General features: G+C 37.0%; 20 protein-coding genes, 2 pseudogenes and 1 riboswitch. Of the genes and pseudogenes, 5 read left to right on the top strand and 17 right to left on the bottom strand.

From position 1 onward, the window contains the following. The first annotated feature begins 403 nt into the window (after positions 1-403). Positions 404-2,065, top strand: a complete 1,662-nt coding sequence (locus AC4BHP_RS04905; RefSeq protein ID WP_139891848.1) for an FAD-dependent oxidoreductase — start codon at positions 404-406, stop codon at positions 2,063-2,065. 393 nt (positions 2,066-2,458) lie between these two features. Continuing rightward, positions 2,459-3,169: a hypothetical protein gene (locus tag AC4BHP_RS04900; RefSeq protein ID WP_066103422.1), complete on the top strand. Its 711-nt coding sequence runs from the start codon at positions 2,459-2,461 to the stop codon at positions 3,167-3,169. A gap of 64 nt (positions 3,170-3,233) precedes the next feature. On the opposite strand, the pseudogene AC4BHP_RS04895 reads toward AC4BHP_RS04900, so the two are convergent. The 4 genes and pseudogenes from AC4BHP_RS04895 to queF all read right to left on the bottom strand — a co-directional run. Continuing rightward, a pseudogene (locus tag AC4BHP_RS04895) lies at positions 3,234-3,319 on the bottom strand (IS3 family transposase); the annotation flags it as partial. A 125-nt stretch (positions 3,320-3,444) separates the two neighbouring features. Next, a complete protein-coding gene (locus AC4BHP_RS04890; protein WP_066104272.1) occupies positions 3,445-3,984 on the bottom strand; it encodes a VUT family protein in 540 nt (179 codons plus the stop codon). After that, complete coding sequence (queC, locus tag AC4BHP_RS04885) at positions 3,984-4,655, bottom strand: 7-cyano-7-deazaguanine synthase QueC (RefSeq protein ID WP_066103419.1); 672 nt, start codon at positions 4,653-4,655, stop codon at positions 3,984-3,986. Before queC ends, AC4BHP_RS04890 begins: the two co-directional genes overlap by 1 nt. Positions 4,656-4,710: 55 nt before the next feature. After that, the gene (gene queF, locus AC4BHP_RS04880) at positions 4,711-5,211 is read right to left on the bottom strand and encodes a preQ(1) synthase (RefSeq protein ID WP_490551473.1); all 501 of its coding nucleotides are present in this window, start codon (positions 5,209-5,211) and stop codon (positions 4,711-4,713) included. Between the two features lie 125 nt (positions 5,212-5,336). Then, positions 5,337-5,383: riboswitch (PreQ1 riboswitch) on the bottom strand. A gap of 354 nt (positions 5,384-5,737) precedes the next feature. On the opposite strand from queF, the gene AC4BHP_RS04875 reads away from it, so the two are divergent. Next, on the top strand, positions 5,738-6,187 hold the full coding sequence (locus tag AC4BHP_RS04875) for a NanQ anomerase/TabA/YiaL family protein (RefSeq protein WP_066103412.1): 450 nt from the start codon (positions 5,738-5,740) through the stop codon (positions 6,185-6,187). Between the two features lie 41 nt (positions 6,188-6,228). Continuing rightward, positions 6,229-6,543, top strand: a pseudogene (locus AC4BHP_RS04870) (transposase); the annotation flags it as partial. Positions 6,544-6,932: 389 nt separating this feature from the next. Here AC4BHP_RS04870 and AC4BHP_RS04865 read toward each other — a convergent pair. The 3 genes from AC4BHP_RS04865 to AC4BHP_RS04855 form a co-directional block, all read right to left on the bottom strand. Next, a complete protein-coding gene (locus AC4BHP_RS04865; RefSeq protein ID WP_066103409.1) occupies positions 6,933-7,175 on the bottom strand; it encodes a hypothetical protein in 243 nt (80 codons plus the stop codon). Positions 7,176-7,611: 436 nt separating this feature from the next. Next, positions 7,612-8,190, bottom strand: coding sequence for a metal-binding protein (locus AC4BHP_RS04860; protein WP_490551470.1), 579 nt, complete (start codon positions 8,188-8,190; stop codon positions 7,612-7,614). A gap of 117 nt (positions 8,191-8,307) precedes the next feature. Continuing rightward, the gene (locus AC4BHP_RS04855; protein ID WP_066103403.1) at positions 8,308-8,892 is read right to left on the bottom strand and encodes a TetR/AcrR family transcriptional regulator; all 585 of its coding nucleotides are present in this window, start codon (positions 8,890-8,892) and stop codon (positions 8,308-8,310) included. 129 nt (positions 8,893-9,021) lie between these two features. Between AC4BHP_RS04855 and AC4BHP_RS04850 the strand changes: the two genes are divergently transcribed. After that, the gene (locus tag AC4BHP_RS04850) at positions 9,022-10,173 is read left to right on the top strand and encodes a YhgE/Pip domain-containing protein (protein WP_139891845.1); all 1,152 of its coding nucleotides are present in this window, start codon (positions 9,022-9,024) and stop codon (positions 10,171-10,173) included. A 207-nt stretch (positions 10,174-10,380) separates the two neighbouring features. Here the strand turns inward: AC4BHP_RS04850 and AC4BHP_RS04845 are convergent, their stop codons facing one another. From AC4BHP_RS04845 to AC4BHP_RS04800, 10 genes are all read right to left on the bottom strand, one after another. Next, the gene (locus AC4BHP_RS04845) at positions 10,381-12,294 is read right to left on the bottom strand and encodes an NAD(P)/FAD-dependent oxidoreductase (RefSeq protein WP_490551463.1); all 1,914 of its coding nucleotides are present in this window, start codon (positions 12,292-12,294) and stop codon (positions 10,381-10,383) included. A gap of 298 nt (positions 12,295-12,592) precedes the next feature. Next, positions 12,593-13,774, bottom strand: coding sequence for a hypothetical protein (locus AC4BHP_RS04840; protein ID WP_490551462.1), 1,182 nt, complete (start codon positions 13,772-13,774; stop codon positions 12,593-12,595). Continuing rightward, positions 13,747-14,277, bottom strand: coding sequence for a family 20 glycosylhydrolase (locus AC4BHP_RS04835; protein WP_490551461.1), 531 nt, complete (start codon positions 14,275-14,277; stop codon positions 13,747-13,749). The genes AC4BHP_RS04840 and AC4BHP_RS04835 overlap by 28 nt, the downstream gene beginning before the upstream one ends. Further along, positions 14,249-14,503 (bottom strand): hypothetical protein, encoded by a 255-nt coding sequence (locus AC4BHP_RS04830; protein ID WP_066103393.1) that lies wholly within the window; start codon positions 14,501-14,503, stop codon positions 14,249-14,251. The genes AC4BHP_RS04835 and AC4BHP_RS04830 overlap by 29 nt, the downstream gene beginning before the upstream one ends. Positions 14,504-14,579: 76 nt before the next feature. After that, positions 14,580-17,744 (bottom strand): beta-galactosidase subunit alpha, encoded by a 3,165-nt coding sequence (gene ebgA / locus AC4BHP_RS04825; protein ID WP_490551458.1) that lies wholly within the window; start codon positions 17,742-17,744, stop codon positions 14,580-14,582. 269 nt (positions 17,745-18,013) lie between these two features. Beyond that, on the bottom strand, positions 18,014-18,838 hold the full coding sequence (locus tag AC4BHP_RS04820) for a carbohydrate ABC transporter permease (RefSeq protein ID WP_140461542.1): 825 nt from the start codon (positions 18,836-18,838) through the stop codon (positions 18,014-18,016). Continuing rightward, positions 18,831-19,646: a carbohydrate ABC transporter permease gene (locus AC4BHP_RS04815; protein ID WP_490551662.1), complete on the bottom strand. Its 816-nt coding sequence runs from the start codon at positions 19,644-19,646 to the stop codon at positions 18,831-18,833. Before AC4BHP_RS04815 ends, AC4BHP_RS04820 begins: the two co-directional genes overlap by 8 nt. A 275-nt stretch (positions 19,647-19,921) precedes the next feature. Continuing rightward, a complete protein-coding gene (locus tag AC4BHP_RS04810; RefSeq protein ID WP_140461543.1) occupies positions 19,922-21,214 on the bottom strand; it encodes an ABC transporter substrate-binding protein in 1,293 nt (430 codons plus the stop codon). A 164-nt stretch (positions 21,215-21,378) separates the two neighbouring features. After that, the gene (locus tag AC4BHP_RS04805) at positions 21,379-23,160 is read right to left on the bottom strand and encodes a sensor histidine kinase (RefSeq protein WP_490551454.1); all 1,782 of its coding nucleotides are present in this window, start codon (positions 23,158-23,160) and stop codon (positions 21,379-21,381) included. 15 nt (positions 23,161-23,175) lie between these two features. Beyond that, positions 23,176-24,735: a response regulator transcription factor gene (locus AC4BHP_RS04800; RefSeq protein WP_148629788.1), complete on the bottom strand. Its 1,560-nt coding sequence runs from the start codon at positions 24,733-24,735 to the stop codon at positions 23,176-23,178. Positions 24,736-25,164: the final 429 nt, after the last annotated feature.

Raw genomic sequence — 25,164 nt, 5'->3', positions numbered from 1 at the left:
GAGATCCTCCTTTATCTAATCTTCATCAATTCTTATTTATCTACCATTTTGTAATTTTCAAAGTGCCAACTCAATAACAACTATTATTTTCTTTTGAGCATCCATTGGTAAACTAACCTTCCACCCTATTGGAATGGCATTGTTCGTTAAATTATTCTTAAATACCAGGTGTAACATTATATATTTTTCTACAATAAACTCTCGTTTCACTCTCTATGCTTATCTCATTTATTAAGTATGGGTCAATTCAGTCCTTCTACTGATTGATATTTAATAAATATTTCCAAATATTATTGTATAATCTGTTCTAAATACTGTAAAATTTAATTGTCTGAATATTTAACGGTTTCTATTTAAGGGTTTTGTTATTTTGCGCAGATACTACTCAAAGGGGGATTTTTTAATGGGTTGGGATTACGAATATGATGTAGTAGTAGTCGGTTCTGGAGCAACAGGTTTTTCTGCCGCCATTACTGCAAAAAAAGAGGGATTAAGTACACTGCTAATTGAAAAGGAAAAGCATTTTGGAGGAGCTTCTGCTTTATCAGGCGGCGGTGTATGGGTTCCGAATAACAGATATTTAGTTGAGGCTGGTGTAGCCGATAGTTTTGAAGAGGCTAAATTATATTTAGATTCCACTGTAGGTGATTTAGTAAGTGATACAATTAAAGAAACCTATTTGAAAAAAGGGATCGAAATGCTGGATTATATGCATAATTTAAGCCCACATATGAGATTCTCCTATGCAAATAATTACTCTGACTATTACCCGACACATCCGGGTGGAAAAGGGATCGGCCGGTCGATCGAGCCCAAAGTAATTGATTTAAATAAATTAGAAGATTGGAAGAGCAAGCTTCTCCCTCCTGCTATGGATACAAAAGGTTTCGTTATGACAGGACAGGATTTCGTTAAAGTGAATATGATCACCAGGTCCTGGGCAGGAAAAAGAGCTTCTTTAACACTTGGATGGCGATTAATTAAGCATAAATTATTCAAAAAAGATTATGCCGCATTAGGTAGAGCTTTAATAGCTCGATTGGCTCTAACTTACAAAGATTTAAACGGTGAAATTTGGCTTGATTCACCATTTGTTGATTTTATTTACGAAAACGATAAAGTAACAGGCCTAATCGTAAACAAAAACGGTAAACAAGTAACAATCAAAATCAATAAAGGCTTAATTTTTGGATCAGGTGGATTTTCTCGGGATCAAGAAAAGAGAGATAAATATCTTCCAAGTCCACAAGATGTGAGTTGGACAAGCTCACCAAAAGGTCAAACTGGTGATATTATTGAGCCTTTCGCAAAATTGAATGCGAAGTTTGGTTTAATGGACAGAGTTTGGGGTGCCCCTACTGTCATTAATCATTTGGGTATGCCATTTTTCTTAGTAGCGGATAGAGGCTTGCCGAATATGATTATCGTTGACCAAGACGGAAATCGATATATTAATGAACCGACTCCATATCATGAATTCGTTGATAAAATGTATGAACATAATGAAAAAACAGACGGTAAAGCCATCACTTCCTGGATTATTTTAGATGCAAGAGCCAAGAAAAGATATATATTTACTGGCCTATTCCCCGGGCAAGATTTCCCTCAAGCATACTATGAGAATGGTGTTGTTTTGAAAGGAAATACAGTCGAAGAATTAGAAAACAAATTAAATATTCCACAAGGAAATTTAGTTAAAACAATGAACAGATTCAATGAATTTGCACGAAACGGAAAAGATTTAGATTTCCATAGAGGAGAAACACCACATGATCGATATTACGGGGATCCTTCTTTGCCAAATCCAAATTTACTTGAAATCAATGAGGCTCCCTACTATGCAATGAAAGTCTACCCAGGGGATATCGGCACTAAAGGCGGGGTAGTTACGGACGAATTAGCAAGAGTTGTTAAAGAAGACGGTACAGTATTTGATAATGTATACGCTTGTGGTAACTGTTCATCATCCATTATGGGTCATTCTTATCCTGGGCCAGGAGCAACATTGGGACCGGGTATGACCTTTGGTTATGTAGCTTCCATGCACTGTAAGGATAAAAAATAAGAGACTTTTTAAACCCAGACAAAAGCATTTGAACAACTAAAGTTCTTATGCTTTTGTTATTTCTATTAATATCTCTTTTCTTTTATACAAAAGGAGAAAATACCTCCATTTTTAAAATGATTAACCATACTAAAGACCGTTCCATGGTAATACAGACAAAAAGAACAACCAGATACTTTTTCTTTTTTACTCAGTGCTTCATTCACGTTTTTTAGATTCTTTGGAAATTCATATGCCAGTTCTCAAAAAAATTATTCATGTTGTTCTCCACCTTCGTTCTTCATTAATGCAACGCTTCTAACTGGTAATTATTTGTAAATGGAAATTACAGTAAAATACCTTTCCCTTCCATGCTATAATAAGATCCTAATTTCACCAAAGGAGTGCACAACAGTGATGAAGCGATTTTTCATTATTATGTTTGGAGCGTTGTTGTTGACGGCTTGTTCGAACGCAACAAAAGACACAAACAATGAAACAACTTCTACCACCACTAACGTTCAAGAAAACGATCAGCAGGAAGTCAACTTGGAATTCACCCAAGAAAAATATTATATCGAAACCGGTGATGACACGACCATTTACTACTATGCCGAACTGGAAAATACCAGCAACATCCCAGCAGTGTTGTATTCTTCTGACTTAGCGGCAGAAGACAAAGACGGAAATGTATTAGGTGCCCAAATGGGCGGAAGCAGTTACCCGCACATTGTCAATCCAGGGGAGAAAACCTATATTTCGAATACCCTCTTTATTGAAGAACCTATCAAACAAGAGAACATCGCCAAAGTGTATTGCGTGCCTGAGTATGACAAGGCATCTGAGGAATATGTCGGTGTTAATGTGGAAAACCCTGTATTAAAAGAAGATGAGTACAAAATGTACACAGTAACAGGCAAACTTGTGAATTCGACAGATGAAGAGTTTGATGCATCCTATGCTGCCGTTTTACTAGATGAAAATAACCAAATGGTCGCAGTCTTGTCAGGCTATGCGGACAGCTTGAAAAAAGGCCAACCAAAGCCATTTGAAACGTATGAATATCTGCCAGAAGCGGTAAAAGGAAAAGTCAAAAGTGTAAAAGTGATTTCCTGTAAACATTAAGAAATAAAAGCAGTTCCCGTGTGATCTGATTCAAGAAATTTAGACATATATAATTAGGCTGCTTCAAGACCTGAGTTCTGTATTCAACTGGACTCAGGTCTTTTAATTTCGCCTTCATTTGTTTTTGTGATTGTAATAATGGATATAGTCCGCCATTTCTTTCTCAAAATACTCCAAACTCTTAAATTTCCGGAGAAAAAGAAGCTCGGACTTCAATAAGCCCTTAACCGTATCAGAAAAGCCATTTGATAGTTCTTTTTGTTTATTGTACTTTTTTATACTTTCGCCAGATATTTTTCTTTATAAGACAACCCTTGCCCTAATAGATATGCACCAATCATTTGCATAACCGTTTTCACGATAATCTGACCAATAATTGCAGCTGGTACAGCTGACCAAGGAATATATCCAGCTCCTAATGGGCTTAGTCCTACAATGACGAACACAACTGAATCTAATAAACCACCAACCATTCCACTATAAAAGACACGCCAAGCCATCGGAAGTTTTAAACGTGTATAAATTTCTGTATCTGTTGTTTCTGCGATTAAGAATGATAGCGCAGAGGCTGCGACGATAATTAGAGTATCTCCTAATAAATAAGATGCAGTTGCTGATAATACTAAAGCTAAGAAAATAAAACCATAGGTCCTCTTACGACCAAGTTTATTTTGAACCAAATCACGGAAGATAAAGGTTGCACCAATTAAGAACGATCCCATTGGAATAATGAATATCCAAAATTCTAATGGAGCAAAGCGCGCTGTCAGTACATTTGCCGTTACAATTGATACTAAATAGAATAGAATCCGTATCATATTGATCCTCCTATATGCTGTTTGGTATGTAAATATGTGTGCATTCCTTGCAGACGCAGCTTACAAGCGGGACATTCACCACAGCCGTCCGCTTTAATACCGTGATAACACGTTAAGGTCTTTTCTTTCACAAAATCAAATGCACCTAATTCATCTGCTAAGGACCATGTTTCTGCTTTGTTCAACCACATTAAAGGTGTGTGTATAACAAAGGCTTCTTCCATTGATAAATTGATTGTGACATTAAATGATTTTATAAAAATATCACGACAATCTGGATATCCGCTAAAATCTGTTTCACAAACACCTGTAATAATATGCTTTGCACCAATTTGTCTCGCTAATACACCTGCAAAAGATAAAAATAATAAATTGCGACCCGGTACAAACGTTGATGGCAACTCTCCTTCCGCACCATCCTTCACCTCAATATCAGCGCGTGTTAATGCATTCGGAGCAAGTTGATTAAGTAATGACATATCTAAAATATGATGATGGACGTTTAATTCATTAGCGATTTGTTTTGCACATTCAATTTCTAATGCATGTCGTTGCCCATAATTAAATGTCACAACCTCTACCTCTCCAAAATTTTTCATTGCCCAGAACAAGCATGTCGTACTATCTTGTCCGCCGCTAAACACGACTAATGCTTTTTCTTGCTTCATGATCTTTCCCCCCTCCCAAGATAAAAGGATTTTAACGAATTGTGGTAACACTCAGTTAGCGATTATCAATTTTTTCGGGATATAAATCGTGATTCATTAAGCGATGATTTGCGATTTCTTCATATTTCGTACCTGCACGGCCATAGTTACACCAAGGGTCGATTGATATACCCCCGCGTGGAGTAAATTTGCCCCATACCTCGATATAACGAGGATCCAGCAGTTTAATTAAGTCATTCATAATGATATTGACACAGTCTTCGTGGAAGTCTCCATGATTGCGGAAACTAAATAAATATAATTTTAGTGACTTACTTTCTACAATTTTTTTATTTGGAATATACGAAATATACATGGTCGCAAAATCCGGTTGCTGCGTAATTGGGCAAAGACTTGTAAACTCAGGGCAATTAAACTTAACAAAGTAATCACGGTCTGAATGTAAATTATCTACAGACTCTAATACTTCAGGTGCATAATTAAATGCATACTTCACATTTTGATTTCCCAATAACGTTAAATCCTCTAATCCTTCTCTTTGTTGTCGACCAGACATAAATAACCCTCCTTGAATTAGATATCTAATCATTCCAAGGAGGGCCATACTCTTTTTCTATAAAAATAACTACTTAGAAAGTCAAAAAAGCCACGTCCAATATATGGACATGGCGAGAATGACATGTATCCATAGTTTTTTATAGAGGGTATCCGCTATGAACCTCTCCTGAAAATCTTCAGATATTATTTTAATTACATCTTATCATATCACACCCGATAATGGTTATAAAAGGAAAAAAGTTAACAGATGTAAGTTGAATCACGGGTGTTTCATAAAATATGGAGCTGAGCTAAAAATGATAAACACAAGTTAGACGATAAAAGTATTTTGGCAATTTTACACAAATAAATGGCCAGATGACTATTATCTAAAGGTTTGATGGTTTATTAATCAAACTCAATTATTTCTTTCTCCTTCGGTTTTTCATATCATACGAACCAGACTTGTATACAAGTTCTTGTATCGCTATTACTGGTTATGTTACTATTTTATATACTTATATTACGTATCGGAGGAAACATATATGATTATCGATCAGTTATCAAATGCTCCATTATATGATGGAGTGCATCCTAGATTAAAGAAAGCCTTCGCTTTTTTAATGGAAAATGATTTGCAAGCCTTGCCGGTAGGAAAGTATGAAATTGAAAATGACAAGGTCTTCGTAATGATTCAAGAGTATGAAACAAAGCTCATTGAAGACTGTCGCCTGGAAGCTCATTACTCATATACGGATATCCAATACGTCATTAAAGGCGAGGAAAGAATGGTTTATACAAATAAGGAAGATACAGAAGTCGTAGAGGAACAAAAAGAAAATGATGTTATGTTCTTGAATGGCGAGGGTAATCATCTTATCGTGAAAGAAGGATGTTTTGCTGTGTTTATGCCCCAAGATGCTCATATGCCAGGTGTTTGTGTGCAACAACCGCAAACTGTAAAAAAAGCAGTAGTAAAAGTATTGTGTGATTAATGGAAGAGGCAAAATCAATTCATGATTTTGCCTCTCTTAATCTTTGTCGTGATTGCGGAAAGTTTTTCAACGACCTAACTAACACTCCTATATCTGGCACTCGTTATCTTGGAAAGTGGTCTACTTTCTTTCATTTAATAGTTGAGGGTTACACCTTGCCGAAGATTGCCAAAAGACTAAAAATCCATTTGTCTACCGCATTTTACTGGCGACATAAGGTGCTTTTTGCCCTTCGTTCATTGGGATTTCAAACTTTAAAAGGAATTATCGAAAGCGATGAGACCTTTTTCAAAGAGTCTTTCAAAGGCCGAGAAGTAATTGATAGAAAGGCTAAGAAGCGTGGAGGTAGAGATGAACCAGCCTCAAACATATTTCTACAAGTAGGGGGTGAACAGTTTAGCGGACGGGATCATTTGTCCCACTGCCCCTTACGTTCTACCCTGGCTACTGATAGATTAAATTCAAATGAAAAAAGTTCAACCAGAAAGTTCTGGCTGAACTATATAATACGAACCTGCCCCTTTACTTCAACAAGATATTCAACCACAAAAAAGCATTAATCTTTCTAGGATGAACGCCACTGTTTAATAATTTGGGATCTAACCTGTCCCACTGCTCGGGCAGGAATCGCCCGTCTTTCACTGCCATCCTGTCTTTGTATAATCAACATTGATATATAAAAGATCCTTATTTATAAATTTCTAGCAGCGTCTTTTATAGCCAAATCTCCGAGGAATGAATTTGTTTATTTATTTTTACCGTTTTTTTCGTTGCCGTGTTTAAAGTTCCCTGTAATTTTAGCTAATAAAAGCTGTACTTCCATTATATCTTCTGCTGCATTTAATTTTTCTATAAGTTGCGCAGCCTTCCCATCCTTTACAATTTTGATTTGCTTGCCTTCGTAATAGATGATCACTGTCCCTTTTTTCGTTATTTGGTAATTGAATGGCTCTTCCTTTAATCTGTTGCGTTTATCTATTTCACTCACCATATTACCCCCTAATCGTTCGACAAAATAGCTTACAAGCCATTTTGTATAAATATATTCTCTTTGAGGACATTCTTTCTTGAACTTAATTATAATGCCTTGGTCAAGCTTGATGTCTTTATATATGTCGTTTATTTTCCCGGTGGTATGTAAAACCATTATTATATATATGTCTTTAAAAATAATATAAGTCCTTTTTTCGCTAACCTGCCCCGTTTGTTCAATAAGCTACTATAATCTAACCGTACCATAAAATGGATATAAATCAGCCTTTTTTATAAAGCAACAATCTTTACGAAAACAGCCTATTTTTAAGACGAAGAGTATTTAAAATGGCTTCGATTTGAGAGAACATATTGAAGTTTGACGAACGACAAGCCATCTTGAAATGCTAAAAATCCCTTTTCTCCTAGCAGAAAAGGGATTTGGATTTTGGCTAAAAGACCTTTTTGAAAGTGGTTGAAGCATGGTCGGTCAAAATGTGTGCGGTAGATGAAAGCATATTCCCGACAATAAAGGATAAGAAAGACAACTTATGTTGAATAACGAATTCCTCTAAATGATTGATATAAATTCCATATGGCACATCTGTCAGGATACTCATCGCTCCTGCTCCCAGCATGATCCAAGCCATCACATACAGATATCTGATGATATCTCCAATCACATACCCATGTGTCCAGATGGAGCGATGCTTAAATTTTTGGTAGGGAATCCACATGAACCGTAAGAATCCCCACCTCCGATACGGATTGCTTTTTATATCCAAATCAGGGTTCATCCAATAAGTGCCGAAGAGATATCCTATAATCACGGAAATCCCATGCACATATTGTTGAGAACTGATCAATACGGCCCCAATTCCAATAGTTAAAAATACTAGGTTTATTTTCTTATGTGCTTTCCCGTTTGCCACCCTAATCCTCCGTTTTGTTCTTTTATGACGGTTCTCCTGAACCAGCCATTGTTTTCCATTATAGGGGATAATCAGAGCTGGGAACACATTTTCGCTCAAAACAAGTGTTCGCTCTTCTGTTCGTCGTCGAAAAAACAAAAAAGCCAATAATTTTGGTTTTTTATCTAGGCATGATTCAGAATTGTAGAATGAATTTTCCCAGATTCAAAAGTCGCATTACTTCTTTTGAATAAAAGAAATAATATCAATATATAGAGCTGTCATTTCTTCTGGTGTTTTGTCTAAACCATTTTGAACCCATTGTTCGACTAATCCTAAAAAAGCAGATGTGATAAAAGATAAAAAATATTCCATAGGGGCCTTTAACCTTGCATTAATGCTATCATTTTTCTCTAAATTCAAACGTACTTTTTCTGAAAAGGCATCCCTGAATCTAATATGAAAACCTGCTCTACCATGATTGCTTAAGAAAATTTTTAATATTGGTGCATGCATTTTAATTGAACTAAATAGAGAAGCAGCTATTTGCTCTTGTCCATTTTCAAATGTATGTATGGAAGAGTAGCGAGATTGTAATTCGTCAATATGATTTCCTAAATCTCTAAACAATTGTTGTTCTATTTGATCAAGCAAATCGAATTTATCTTGATAGTGTAAATAAAAAGTTCCTCGATTAATTTGTGCGGTTTTTGTTATATCCCCGATCGTAATTTGTTCAAACGGCTTATTCTCTAAAATTTGCAAAAATGACATTTGAATTAGTTGTTTAGTTTTACGGTTTTTTTCTTCATAAATACTCACAAAAATCCCTCTATTTCTAAAAATGAACAAGCTGTTCACTTTTGTTCATTGCTTCTGTTTATACCTTGATTATAAAATGAATAAATATTACTGAACAATATGTTGTTTATTAAGAAAGGAAGAAATTGATTGAGATTATTTAAAGAAAAATTAGCTTGGGCTGCTCCTATTGCAGTAATTTTAATTATTGCGTTATTCTCATTAAATTTATTTGCTCAAGGTAACCCACAAGTAAGAAATTTACCAGTTGCACTTATAGTAAATGATGAAGGCGTACATGTAGATGCCGTGAAATCGGCAGTTGAACAAATGAGTAAAGGCACTGACGGCGAAGAACCAATGTTAGCTTTTACAAATGAAAAAGAAGAAGATATTGAAGATTTATTTGATGATAAACAGTATTATGCTGCATTAGTCATTCCTGAAGGTTATAATGATACATTGCAAAATGCGCTGACTAACAACTCTCCAGCAACTTTACAGGTATATATTAACCAAGGTTATAACATAACTGGTGCGAACTATGCTAAGACTGCTTTAACTGCTTTAATTACCCAATTAAACAACCAATATTCTTCAAATTTTATTGCGCAAATGGACGGTCAACAAATCGAGGCTAACAAGGCAGCTGTACTTGTGAATCCGATTGTTTCTGAAGAAAAAGTATTCAATGCCGTTACAGCCTCAACTGCAAACGGAAGTGCTCCAACCTTAATGGCAGTTCCTGCTTGGGTAGGTGCGTTAATCGGTGGTTTCATAGTATTTTTAGCTTCTTCAAACATTTTGAAAAAAGAATTATTAACTCGGAAACAAGCGTTACACCTAATGGGAGGTCAAGCATTATTCGGCATAATTATTGCCCTATTCTCTGGTTTTACCGTTGCAACGCTTGGTTTAATCGCTGGTATTAATATGCCTAGCTACTTCTTGGTTGGTTCGTTCGTATCGTTTGCAGCCTTCTGTTTCTTTTTATTAGTCTCCGGAGTAACTGCATGGATCGGTAAACCAGCCATTACCTTATTCATGGTTGTAATGCTGTTAGGTATGGGTGTTTTAATGACACCACAAGAAATGCTTCCTGATTTCTTTGTAAACTTCATTCGCCCTTGGGTTCCTATCCGCTTTGCCTCTGAAGGTTTACGTGAAATTTTCTACTTCGGCAGCGGCTTCTACACTGGCCAATCATTCAACACCATTTTAGGAATTGGTATTGCAGGGTTAGTGATGTATGTTCTATCTATTTTTAAACCAGTGCGTGCAAAAAAAACTAATGCTAAATAAGCTTATTTATAATGATGTGCTCTGACAACATTATAAATATTCGACTTCAGTCATTCCAACTGGATCTGCGCTCTTATATAAATAAAGCTGAATAGAGGCAGGGACATCACTAGATTCAAAATCAAAGCCGGCAGATTTTTACTCCTCGTAAAATTCTGCCGGCTTTTTTGTTCATTCGTAGATTTGTCTCAGCTTTTTATTATAATTCTACAAATTTAAGACCGCATCATATGCTTCGTGTACTGCATCAAGTACTTTTCTAACCTTCACGCTATCACCAACGTTAACAATATTCGTTTTATTTTTTAAAGAGTGATATAGATGATTGTTAGACGAAAATCCTGCTGCTACCACAACGCTATCACAATCAATCCATTCTTTATTGCCGTTTACCTCAATTTCTACGGCTTGATCTAGTACTTCTGTTACTTTAGCAGATGTTTTAAACGTGATATTTGGGTGCTGCAAAAGCTGGTTTAACATCATTGCATTTTGTATAAATAAAGGTTCAGGTAACATTTTTTCAGCCATTTCGATAATAGTGATCTGCATTCCTTTATTTGCAAGCACAACTGCGGTTTCACAGCCGACTAGCCCGCCGCCAATAACCGATATCTTTTTTCCAAGAAGAGCTTGATTTTGCAGAACGTCTGTTGCTGTGTAAACATGGCTCTTATTCAGTCCCTTGATTGCACTTGGCATTATAGGATTGCCACCGGTAGCATGAACCACCAAATCTGCTTTATAGGATAATATCGCTTCTTCCGTTGCCTCTTTACAATACCTAATCGAGATATTTAACCGGTCAAGTTTTGTCCGATAATAATCGAGAATTTTCATTCCATCCCGCTTAAACGGAGGCATACAGGCATTATGAAAGTTCCCTCCTAGATAGGCTTTTTTCTCCCATATTTCCACATCATGACCTGCTTCTGCAGCTGTTATGGCAGCTTGACAGCCGCCAGGACCAGCACCTATCACTAGAACCCGCTTCGATTCATCTGCTGCTTTCAATTCTTTCAATCCCTCATAGCCCGTAAGAGGATTGACGGCGCAGTTTATGCTCTTACCAGCAGCAACGGTAGCAATACAGCCTTCATTACAATAAATGCAATGTCTGATTTCGTCCGTTCTATTTTCCATCACTTTCTTTGGAAAATTTGGGTCTGCCAAAAACTCTCTTCCAACTCCCGCGATATCAATCCAACCATTTCGAAGTGCAGCTTCAGCCTTTTCAATGTCACCCAGGCGCCCATTTGAAAGAACTGGCAAAGACGTGACAGCCTTAATTTTAGCAGATGAAATCATTTGTGGAACCATATCCTGCTGGTAAATAGGCGGCATTGCTATGTACCAATTATCATGACAGCCAGCGTCAACATGTAATGCATGGACACCCTTGCTTTCTAATAGTTTGGCAATCTCTATTCCTTCTTCAATTCCCCTGTACCCTTCTTCTACTGGCAAGAAATGATCCGGGGTAAATTTAACAAGGAGAGGGAAGTCACTTCCAAGGTCTTCCTTGATGACATCGATTATTTCTGTTAAAAATCTCATCCTGTTTTCAAAGCTTCCGCCATATTCATCCTGGCGGATATTCCATCGTTTAGTCATGAATTTATCTGTCAGGTACCCGCCATAAGCATGGATTTCAATGGCGTCTGCTCCTGCTCTCTTCGCTAATTTTACTGTTCTCGAGATTTCACCTTGTATAAACTTAATTTCATCAATCGTCAATTCTTCAAAGGTTATATTAGCACCGGGATACAATGGTAAAGCTGATGCTGAAGCAGGCTTTAGCCTGCCCTCTCCTATACCACCTAATCCAATTCCGGGCACCACTTGAAGGCAGATTTTACAATCAAATTCATGGGCCCTATCCACTAGCTCTTTAAAGCCTGCAAAACTTTCTTCTGTCAATGTGGATGCAGGGGTATGGCCATCGATAGCTTCTGTTGCAATAACGGTTGTCATCACCATCGATGCTCCGCCCTTTGCTCTGGTAACATAGTAATCTACTGTTCTTGGATCAAAATTTCCGAGTTCTGCTCCCATTGGAACCATAACAAATCTGTTTTTCAGTTCCAAATTTCCGACTTTAATAGGTTCTAATACCAACATTTTGTGGCCACCTCATTAAAAGGGACGAATTCGATCAAAACCATGCCAGAAGCGTCCCCTTGCTTTCATATATTATTAGATAATTTTATGTGATATATTTCACATAAAGAATGATGACTGGATTTTAAAGATAAGTACCATCCATACAATTATTGTAAATTTTTCTATAAATTTAATCAATGTGATTTAAACGCTTTATTTGTACGGTTTGTGAAAAAAACAGCAGTCATACTCTGCGTGACTGCTGTTTACACAGGTTTTAGAACATATTATGATTTCTTATATTGTTTATTCATTTCTATATAACTTTAAATCGGATAAAGATATGCCATATTCCTGCTATAACAGAAGGTGTTGCAATTGTATGCCATAAGTTAGCACTAATAGCGCTTGTTTCTTCATCCTTTTCCCGGCCATCAAAATAGAGAATCTCTTGTTCTAATTCTTCCAACTCGTTTATCCTGCCTTTAAGGTAGTCATTGAGCCGGTTAATGGCGGATTGAATCCGCTGCAGCAGGCCGCCCATCCGAAGATCGAATACATCAAGACCGAATATTTTATTCTCTTCCATCCACTGCGTTTGATAAGCTTTCATGAATTCCTCTGCTAACTTTTTCATTTCAGGTAAGAAGGTATTACAATAGTCCTCCATAATTTCACGATTTTGATTATGATAGGCTTGCCGAATGTTTATCCCTGCCTCACACTTAATTGCTAATAAACTGCTTAAGGAATACTGTGTCAGAAACAATGCCTGCCAATCGGGATTTCTATTGATACACTTTTTAAAACGATCTGCACAGTTTTGAAAGTGCGAAGCATACTCATTAGGTATCACATGTCTATCAAATAACCCGAATAATACATCTTGATACAATAGATACTTAGCCGGGTTAATTGAATGGTTATTCGGCAATTTATTACCAGGTACCATCATCGTCATATCCAAGCTCATAAAATCAAAGTAATTCCCTCCGACACATGTGGTAAAGCGCTCCTCCAGGCGGCTTGTTTCAGCATTATCCGTATAACAAAGCTCTGCCCAAAGCTGTAAGGTCGGAAGTATGGAATAAATTGATGCTTCCGCGCCGTTATCACCCCAGGCTGTAATAAATACATCTTTAACTCCATTACGAAGGCAGCTTTTATGAGCAATTTCACCTGCATGATGACTAAAATGATTATTTGAGGAAAAGCCAGTCCATTTCCAAGCGCCGCCAGCAAAAATTATGTTGTTACTGAGTTGTTTATGTTTTTTCAACATACCATCATATTTTTCCGACTCAACCGAATAGTAATCCCAATAAACTAATGATATGTCATCTGGGATCATTTCTATAACATCCTCTCGAATTGGGCTTTCGGTATCGTAATACTCTCCCGAACTCGCCAACCGGAAAAACATATCACTCCACATCATCGGCTCATAGCTGTACTTTCTGGCAATTTCCATCAAGCGGCCAAAATGCTTAAGCAACAAAGTCGACCGGTCCCGAAAACCATGTTTATCAGATACTTGCCAAGCCCGACCATATGGGCCTCATCCATTCCAATATTGATTTTTCTGCTGGAAATATGTTTGGACATAGTCCTGAACATTGCATCAATCAAATCGTACGTTTTCTCTTCATCAATAAGCAGGATATCATCACAATCCACGATATCGGAAAATGTCTCCCATTTTAATGCTGTACCCAAATGTGCCAGCGTTTGAATACAGGGAATCAGCTCGATTCCGAAGCTGCTTGCATACAGATCCATACTTTTTAATTGTTCTCCCGAATAACGGCCACGCATATAGCCAAAATACGGATACTCTTTTATCTCATACGTGTCTTCAGTATATAGCTGCACAGAAGAATACCCCATTAAGGCCAAATGTTTGATCAACTTTTGAAAGGTTTCGACTTTTAAAACGGCATTTCTGGAGCAGTCAATTAAGACCCAAAGGGAATTATAAACTGGTTTCTCCGAAGAGCTCATCCTTTTTCATCCCTTCTATCAATAGGCCTAGTGCACGGAAGAATTGGCACGGTTCTTGATAGGCAATCGTTCCACTTTTACCATCATATTGAACGTGAATTCCAGATTCTGAAGATTCCACTAAAATGGGAATCCCATTGTCTGATTGCTTGATGTTTAATAGATTTAAGATTTCCTGAGAAGCTGAATCCAATTGCTCATCCAACCCAATTAATTGTATTTGCATGGCTACCTCCACCTCTATTCAAAATCAGCGAAATCCTAATGAGCGTACGTACTCTCACGGGATTTCGCTGCTTTTTTTAGTTATTGTTTTGAATCAAAACCTTGCTCAGTTCGATTGGCGAAAATTGAAATTTGTTATACGGCCTGAAACGCACTTTAAATTCAAAAGCTTCAGGTCTTAAACGATATTTTTCCAGTACATCTGGACCACAGCTGGAAGAGCCAAGACCGTGTTGTTTATAATCCAAATTAAAGGTAATAAAATCCTGTTTTTTCAAGTCATACGTATGGTTAGCTCTTTCAAAATTTTCAGCAGTATAGTAGTGGGCACTGAAATCTATTTCTGGTTCACCGACCGCTAAAAGACCAAAACCGTTTGTATCCGTTAATGATACCCATTTAACCTGATGACGGTTTCCATTTTCTTGCGGCCAGACATAAGGTGTATATAACCCTTCAACATCACTAGACCATACTCCTACTTTATTGGCCATCCGGCTGTCTGCATAAGCTTCTCCAGGACCCCGGCCGTACCAGCTGACATTCTCCAACGTTTTTGGCAGTTTCATCGTTAACCCAATTCTCGGCATCGTTTCCGGCAGTTCTCCATAAGGTTCACCTTTTACCTTCAGAAAAACATCGCCGCTGCCTAAAATGGTATAGGTGTATGTGGTGTTGATCCCCCAAGCAATTCTTGGCGGCGCAATTCGGACAGTGACATGAATATCCACGCTCTTCTTATCAGATGAAACATCATACGTTACATCAGTGATTCTATGCTGCATCCAGTGCAGACCATATTTTTGCCATACTTCCTTTGAACTTATACCTTTATGAATAGCCAGCTTGTCATTATCTGTCGGTGCCCGCCATACATTCAATTTCGGCCCTGATCCAAAAACCTTCATTCCCTCAACAGTCCATGAATCTATGACGCCAAAGATTTTACTAAAGGCAAATTCAAAATGATCTCCAGATACCGTAATCAACCGGTCACACTCTTTAACCGCTATAGGATAAGAAAACGAGGTATTATTTTCAGTTACTGTCGCTAAAACTGGAAGTTTAAATTGCTCCCATGCTATTTCATGACCTGCTTTAGCCCATAAGGTATCTACAGTCGTCCGGAAATTTACATTTAACCAGTAATCAGTGTGATCCCTTATAATAGTAGGTAGCGTAAACGGTATAGTAATGCACTTTGATTCACCTGCTTGAATACCTTCAACAGATTGCATCCCCTGATCAAGAATTTGATCATCACATATAATAGACCATGATAATTGCAGATGATCTAAAGGAATAAAATCATATCGGTTGGTAATTTCAATTATCCCTTTCTCTAAATCAACTGCTTCTGCCTTAACTGGCTCAATCACCTTCTTGTATTCTATTAACGCAGGTGATGGTGTCCGGTCAGGCCTGATTAGGCCATCAATGACAAAGTTGGAATCATGCGGTGTTTCGCCAAAATCTCCACCATAGGCAAAGTACTCTTCCCCATTATCATTTATCTGTCTAATCCCTTGGTCAATCCATTCCCAGACGAAACCTCCCTGCAATCTTCTATATTTATAGAAGGTTTCCCAATATTCTTTAAATCCTCCAGGTCCATTCCCCATCGCATGAGCATATTCACAAAGAATATGTGGCTTATTCAGGTCGTCTCTCTTCCCTAATTCGTCCATGATCTCGACTGGTGTGTACATAGTTGTGTGGACATCTGAAGCAATTGGATCCCTGGTCGGTATATTTTCGCCTTCTTCCATAATGAAACGGCATTCACCTTCATAGTGAATAGGTCTTGTTGGATCTTTTGCTTTGGACCATTCAGCCATCGCTACGTGATTTCGACCAAATCCTGATTCATTCCCCAGCGACCACATAACAATGGAAGCATGATTCTTATCCCGTTCAACCATCCGTTTCATCCGATCCACGTAGGCCTCTTCCCAAGCTGAGTCATCACTGATTTGATTATAGTTATTTATCTCCTCAAATCCATGGCATTCTAAATCCGCCTCATCGATGACATACAATCCATAAATGTCACATAAATCATAGAAACGTGGATCATTGGGATAATGGGATGTCCTTACCGCATTTATATTGTGAAGTTTCATCAGTTGGATATCCTCAATCATCGAATCCATCGGAACAGCTCGTCCAAGATCAGGATGATGATCGTGGCGATTGACCCCCTTAAACATGACCGGTATCCCATTTACTAGCAAAACTCCATCTTTTACTTCTACTGTTCGGAAACCGACTTTAGTTGGGATGACTTCTATCACATTCCCTTTCTCATCTTTCAGGGTAAGAAGCAGATGATAAAGGTAGGGATTCTCAGCCGACCATTTATTCGGATTGTCAATCGGGATAACAGAAGATATTTTTGCTTCATCCATCACATCAATCGTAATATTTTTTAAATCTCTTATTTCAACTTCTTCATATAAATGGTTTACTAATTTTATTTCAAGCTGATAATTAGTTATCGGATTATTCTTTTGGTTTAATATATAGGTTTCAATTTCTAATTCGCCATTTTCGTAGTTTTCATCGAGAGTTGTTTTGATAAAATAATCTCTGACATGCGCCTTTGGTCTTACAAGCAAATAAACGTCTCTATATATACCGCTGAGCCACCACATATCCTGGTCCTCGATATAACTCGCCTCAGACCATTGATAAACCTGAACAGCTATTACATTTTTTCCTTCATGAACCAACTTGGTAATATCAAATTCACTTGGAAGACGGCTGCCCTGGCTATAGCCAACTTCCTTGCCGTTTACCCAAACATGAAAGGCACTATCCACACCTTCAAATCGTAGGATAATTGCTTGATCTGCCCAATCACTTGGAACGGTAAACTCACGTCTATAAGAGCCTGTTGGATTTTCAGTTGGAACATGAGGCGGGTCTACTGGAAATGGATATTGTACATTTGTATAATGAGGCCTTCCATATCCATGCATCTGCCAGTTTGATGGAACTTGCAGATCATCCCACTGACTAGTATCATATGATTCTTCAATGAATTGCTTCGGTGTCAAAGACGGATTCTCAGCGTAGTGGAATTTCCATACGCCATTTAACACCTTAACCTCCTCAGCTTTTCCTCTGTCGTAAGTCAATGCGGATGACTCACTGGTATAAGGAAAGAAGTAAGCCCTCTCTTGCAAACGATTCACATGAAGAACAGATAAGTTTTCCCAATCGTACGACTCTTTTTTCATAACTCTTCACCCTTCTTTCTACATAATCGAATACTTACTTACTTTTTGATTGCTCTGTATTTTCTCATCATTCATTCGCCATTAAGTTCATCGGCAGTTAGCAAATTAAACGGAAACGAAAAGTTTATTCGTCCAGTAAAAGCGTGAAATCGCTTATAGAAACTGAGCATAATCTCATTAAGTCAGCCATTTTAGAGTTGCATGAATGATGAAGAACAACTTGTTTCTCAGCCTTTTATCCAATTCCTTTTTGAATACTCGAAAATCAACTACTTCACTGACCCCATCATGCCGGCAACGAAATGTTTTTGGAGAAGGAAGAATATCAGTGCAGTTGGCAGCGTTGCAATAACAATCGTTGTCATAATCACTCCAAAGTCTGGAGAATATCCTGATCCAAGATTTGATATTAACAACGGCAAGGTATGGTTCTCTGGTGACTGGAGCACTACAAGAGGCCATATGTAATTGTTCCAGCTTGCCATAAAAGTAATAATAGCGGCTGCAGCATATGTTGTTTTCATTGTTGGAATATAAATCCTAAGGAAAACCCCTAGCTCCGATAATCCATCAATTCGGCCAGCCTCAATTATTTCCCTTGGGAACATCTTTGTACTTTGGCGGAAGAAAAATATCAGAAAGGCTGTTACACTTGTTGGTAAAATAACTGCAGCAAGTGTATCAATACCCACCATTGGAGTAGCTTCGGAAATAGTTCCAAACATCCGAAATAACGGAACCATTAAAGCAGCAAAAGGAATCATCATGGAGAGTAATAAGAAGTTAAAAACATAGTCCTTCATTTTGCTTCTGAAAATTTCAAATCCATAACCAGCCAAAGAGGCAATCAACAAGGAAAGCAGTGTTGTAATAACCGCTATTTTAATAGAATTACTTAAAACAGATACAAGATCGGTGGTATTCAACAAACTTTGAAAATTTTCAACTAGATGACTCCCTGGTAATAAGCGACCCTTTGTCACATCCACCGACTTATTAGTCGAACTGACGACCATCCATATAAAAGGAAAGATGGAAATAATGGAGACTATGCTTAAAAAAGTATAGTTGAAAATGCTTTTAAGTTTACTCATTTTTATCACCTGCCACTTTAAATTGAATGATGGAGAAGAATACAATCATAATCACAATTGCATAGGAGACAGTGGCCGCATAACCAAAATCAGGGGTATATTTAAATGACAGATTGTAAATATACTGAGAAATGGTCATCGTTGCATTCCCTGGTCCGCCTTGTGTAATATTCATCACTTCATCAAACAATTGAAGTGTCCCGATTGTTGAGATAATGGACGTAAACAAAATAATTGGTTTTAGTAATGGTATGGTTATTTTAAAAAACTGTTGAAATGAGGATGCGCCGTCAATTTTTGCTGATTCATAAATGGAATAATCAATATTTTGCAGAGCAGATAAGTAGAAGATCATATTATAACCAGTCCATCTCCAAGTGATGGCAATAATAATCGTTATTTTTGCCCAAAAGGGATCAGTCAACCACTGGATTGGTTCAGAGATAAGAGCTAATTTCATTAACATGGTGTTTACAATGCCATCCATAGAAAATAAATATTTAAAAATAACAGAATAGGCAACAAGTGACGTTACACATGGTAAGAATATGGCTGTTCGAAATAATCCCCGATACTTTAATTTCGGATTGTTCAGTAAAACCGATATAAACAAAGCAAAAATAATCATAATCGGGACCTGAATAATGAGATAGATCACCGTATTTTTTACTGTTGTCAAAAAAGTAGGATCCTTAAATAAACGTGCATAATTGTCCAATCCGACAAAGGAAAGATTTGTACCCGTGCCAGATTGTAAAGACATTATAAATGCCTGAATCATTGGATAGAAAGTAAATGTGCAAATCATGATGACTGCCAGTACGACAAAAGACCATCCAATCGTTGCATTTTTCACCCGATGCTTCCGACTGTTTTTTTGGGGTATTACATTCTGGCCGGTTGTGTTCGTATGATAACTTTGTTTGGTTTTAGCCGGGAACACTATACATCAACTCCTTACTAGATTGATAAAAAACTCGGGAAACGCGCCTGTTGATCAAAGTAGCTCCTATTCTTATAGGAGAAGCTTGCAATTTCCCGAGGCTTGAATTTTTATTTGCTAGATTAGCAGAGACCAACCTATTATTTAATTTGCTGTTCCGCTTGTGTTTGTGCGTCATTCAAGACTTTATCAAGTTCTTTTCCTTTTAAGAAATCCTGCATTCCCACTGCTAATATATCTTCAATTACATACGTGTGTGCACCATAGTTTACTTGTGGTATTTCAGCCACCCATTTGGAAAAATCTTCTGTGATTTTCTGACCGTCAAAGAATTCATCTGCCGCTTTATAAGCCTCACCTTCTGCAGCAGGCTTATACGTACCAATTGCACCAATTTCTTTGTTTAGATCCTGATAAAAATCAACGTTCGAACCGAAAGTTTTTGCCAACAAATCTGCCGCCTTCTCTTTGCCCGGAATATCAAGAACATACCAAGAGGATCCGCCAAGGTTAGTAGCATTAACAGAATTTGCATTACCAGATTGTTTAGGGAAAGGAACAACTGCCCACTTGCCTTTTTGAGATACCTCCTGCTTTACTGAAGCTGTCATCCAGTTACCTGTTAGAATGGATGCTGTTTCACCGCTATTAAAGGAAGCAAGATATTGACCCCAGTCGGAAACCGGTTTTGATATATCTGCTTCTACAATCTCTTTGTAAGTTTGAAATGCTTCTTTAAGATACTCATTGTCTGCCAAGTTCGGGGTAACGCCATCTTCCTTCAAATACCATGAACCGCTCGTCTGAATCATTTGACGAATAAGACCAAGATCTTTAGGATCCATTGAAATCATAGATTTGCCAGTGGCTTCTTTAACTTTTTTGCCTATTTCTATATATTTGTTCCAGTCTATACCCTGCAAATCTTCAACAGCGTAGCCTGCTTTCTCTAAATAATCTGTTCTTACATAAAATCCAGATACTCCTGAATCAAATGGAATACCATAATGCTTATCTTCTAAACTGGTAGGAGCAAGTTTGTATTCTGCAAAATCTTCCGCTTTATAATATTTTGATAAATCGAAGAATGCATCTGGATACGCTTTAAGAAAGCTTTGCGCACGATAATCCTCAATTAAGACAATATTCGGCATTCCTTTAGTTGTACCGGAGCTTAAGCTGGTATTAAGTTTTTGGACAATGTCTGCTTGTGCATTTTCAATGATTTTTAAACTAAGCTCGGAATTTTCCTTATTATAATAGTCCTTTGCCATATCGATAGCTTTCACGTTGAAATTTGGATCCCAAGTCCATACCGTTAATTCATTGCTACCCTTTTCTGTGTCGGAAGCCTCTTCGTTCGTTTTTGATTCAGAAGAACAAGCTGATAACAAAAGAATACTGGCTAACAATAATGCAAAAATCTTATTCATTGACATCCCCTCCATTTCTAATTGTAAGCGTTATCAATCCTACATGTATTATGTTAGCACCCCTTTGCTACAACTCTATAGGAAGATATTTTCGTAAACTTGTATTATTTTTGCCTATTGAAAGCGTATTCATTTTTGGGAATTTGGAATATCTTTAGATTTTATTACGATTTTTGTTCCATATGAGAAGGAATGATAATCCGTACCTTTGTTCCTTCTCCCTGTTTGCTGGAAATGGTTACTCCATATTCTTCTCCATATATAAGTTGAATACGCTCATGAACATTCCTAACACCGATTCCTGAGAAAAGCTGTCGTTTGTACGTTTGATTAGGAAGATTTTCACCTTGCTCATCCGCTATTCCGTCACCATTATCTACTACTTCACAAATCAGGTTGTTCTCTTCCTGCCAAATAAGGACATGGATAGATCCCCCCGCTTTACGATTGAACCCATGGAAAAATGAATTTTCCATAAAAGGTTGAAGAATTAGCTTGGGCAGATGAAAATCCATACAATCTGGCGAAACCATATAGCTTACATGTATTTTATTTCCATAACGTTTTTGATTAATGAAGACATAGTTTTTCAAATTATCCAGTTCCTGTTTAACAGTAACCGTTTCATTCACATTGCCTATTGTATTTTGAAGTAAGGAAATCAAAGCAGTAATCATAGCTTCCGTATCTTCCTTGCGGTCTTGCTGAACCATAAATTTAATGGAAGCTAATGTATTGTACAAGAAATGTGGATTGATTTGTCGCTGCAGGGCTGCCAGCTCCGCATTCCGTTTCTGTTTTTGCGACAGCATTAACTGCTCAACATATTCATGCAGCTCATCCAGCATGGAATTAAAAGCATTTCCGATTTGCCTCGTTTCATATGTACCTAAAACAGCCACGTTTTGACGAAATTTAGATTTTGGCGCATTTTCAATCTGTCTAACAAGTCTTGATAAAGAATTAGTCAATCTTTTTGATACGAAAAATATACTGACCAGACCTATCAAAACAATCCCTAGCGAGATCAATACAATTTTTCTCTTATCAATTAAATTTCCAAATGTCTTTTCTTTATCAATAATATTAAATAAATACATATCAAAAGAGGGAAGTGCTTCTACAAAAATGACCTGATCCTTCCCTTTAAAACTACCAATCATATAATTATTTGAGTTGTTTTTACTCTCTTTCGCATACCGAAGGAGTTCCACTTCCTTTTGCCCAATAAATTGAGACTGGTTACTGGAAACAATCCTCCCTGATTTATCAATAATGAAAATATCATTCCCAGGGCTAGTATAGTTGGAATAGACCTTTTTGAATTCACTTTCCCTATAAGAAAAATACATGGAGCCATAAACAGTACCGGAAAGTCGATCCATTAACGCTTTTGTAGCTACAACATACCTTCTATCCTCAATACTTCTCGTTTCGCTCTTACGTTCATCATATTGATACAGAAGCCGTTTCGGTTCTTTAAATGTATTGCTTGTTAAGATACTTTCATTAAGCTCCTGATTAGATATCGGCCAGTGGGTACGATTGGTCGTTAAGGTAACCCCATTTTCTCCTTTAACGATGATTTCAAGCTCGTAAGCTTCAATATTCGATTGAATTTGTTTAATATATTCCCCCATCGTATAAAATGAGATCATTTTTTGAGCATTCGTTTGCTCCTCAGTTAGGTTGGTCTTAATTGTGCCGCTTTGTAAAATATTATTTGACGCAATGACAATAGAATAATGAAAAGACTCAAAGCGTTCTTTTATTTCGTTTATTATTTTCGCATTCGTAATACTGAATTTTTCAAAAAAGAATTCCTCCGACATGCGAATTGTTGTCCATGTAATCGTCACAGAAACAAGAATGATAATGGTGAAGGTGATAAGGGAAATCGTAATAAATAAAGTGTGGTGTTTAAATCGCTCGGGTATAAGTCTCATATTTAATCACGTCCCTTATCCTATAAATTGTTTTCTTTTGTATTGACTAGGGGACATCCCCTTTATTTTTTTAAATACTTTGCAAAAATAGCTATGCTCCGAGAAACCGACCATTTCACTTATTTCTGCGATAGTAGCTGTTTCGTTAAGGAGTAGCTTACATGCCTCTTCAATCCGGATTCTATTCAAAGAATCTATAAATCCTTCATGATTATGAGTTGTAAAATAGCTTGAAATATAAGAAGGATTAAAATGAAAATAAGTAGCCACATCGGTTAAGGTAAGCGGCTCTGCATAATGACTCTTTATGTAGTCCATAAACTTCTTCATAGTGATATTCTCTGCTCGATTTTCCATTAAGAATATGCATTTATTCGCTTCCTCAATAAAACAATCCAAAAGTTTAATTGTCTCATTTACAGAATGTGCTTCATCAATGAGCTTGAAAAACGAGTACCTGCTTTGTTCAAGCTCTTTGATATCATAATTCATATTGCCAAGGAGGATTGTAATGTTAAATATGATGTTACTGATAAATGATTTATACTCGAAAACATCCACAAAAAAACAATTAGATAATTTTAGGGCATGATTCCTTAAATAGTGAAAAGCCGAATCAAAGTGCTTATTTCTGAACTCTTCTGTAAACCAATCCAGATTGAATTTTTCACTCCTATGTACAGTCTTAGGTAAAGATCGTTCAGTTAGAACTAAGATATCAGGAAAATAAAAGCGATAGTTTAACAGTTTTAGAAGGCTGTTCTTTAAAATTCCTCCTAATTGACCAAAACTTTGGAATCCCTCCGTTAAAGCAAAACCACATGCGACCTGTGAAGCTGCCAATTGATTAGCAACATCCTTAACCCTTGTCATATGATCTTGATTTGTATTCAAAAGAAATACAATGATATGCGGATCATAGTTAAAAGAATAGTAAGAGACCTCGCTTATCTTTTTGTTGAATACGTTTTCAACCTTAGTTTTGACTTGAATTAAAAATTCAGCAGCACCCTTGGATGGGTGTTTTTTTAAGTCCACACCCAATAAACTGTAATGACTGTAAGGAAAAGCTCTAATAATCTGTTTTGAATCAAAATGTACATCATACCCTAAAACTAACCTGTTGATAATTTGATCGATAGATAGACTTACATTCAGTTCCTTTTCCCTTGATTGAAAACCTGGTATTCTTTTAACAGCGGTTTTTAAAACTTTTAATAGACTTTGCGCCTCGAGCTTTGGTTTTAAAATATAATCGACCACTCCACATTGAAAGGCCGAGCGTACATAGTCAAATTCGCCATAACTGCTCAGGATAATGACCTCTATTTGGGGATATTTTTCTTTAACGACTCGTGTTAATTCTTCTCCATTCATGATAGGCATGACGATGTCTGTAATAATGATTTGCGGACTCAAAACTTCTATCATTTCCAATGCTTCCTGACCATTTGAAGCTTCTCCAACGATTTGAAAACCTTCAGACTCCCAATCTAAATAATGCTTAATTCCCTGTCTAATTAGTATTTCATCATCTACAATCAGTATTCTGCAAATTCCATCGTCTTTTACCATAATCTACCTCCAAATGCTGACAACTTTAATCGTTCAATTTATTATTTATAAGCTTTTAAGTAGTAACATTAGTTGTTGCTACCATATCTTCTATGATAATACCTACAGAAATAGCTTAATGAAGCTGTATATTTTATACCTTTTTAAGAACAAAGGAGTAACTTATCCTAGTTAGGACGCTTCAAATAGCTGCCTCTGATGGAATAGAAGTTTCCGTATTATACCTTAAATTATAAATTCTGGTTCTCTGTATGATAAGTCTCTTTTTATTGCTGAAATGCTTTTATTGATTCAAAATTACCTTGAGTGATATCAGCGGCATAATAAAGTTCGACAGGCAGTCTAAAATGTAGTTTTTGTCAATTCATGGAAAAACAAGTCGAAACCACTCGTGAAAAAAAACATTTAAGCAGGTTGTTATTAGGGTCT

Source organism: Pradoshia sp. Z4_20 (assembly GCF_058216035.1).
This window is presented reverse-complemented; position numbering and strand designations above follow the sequence as displayed.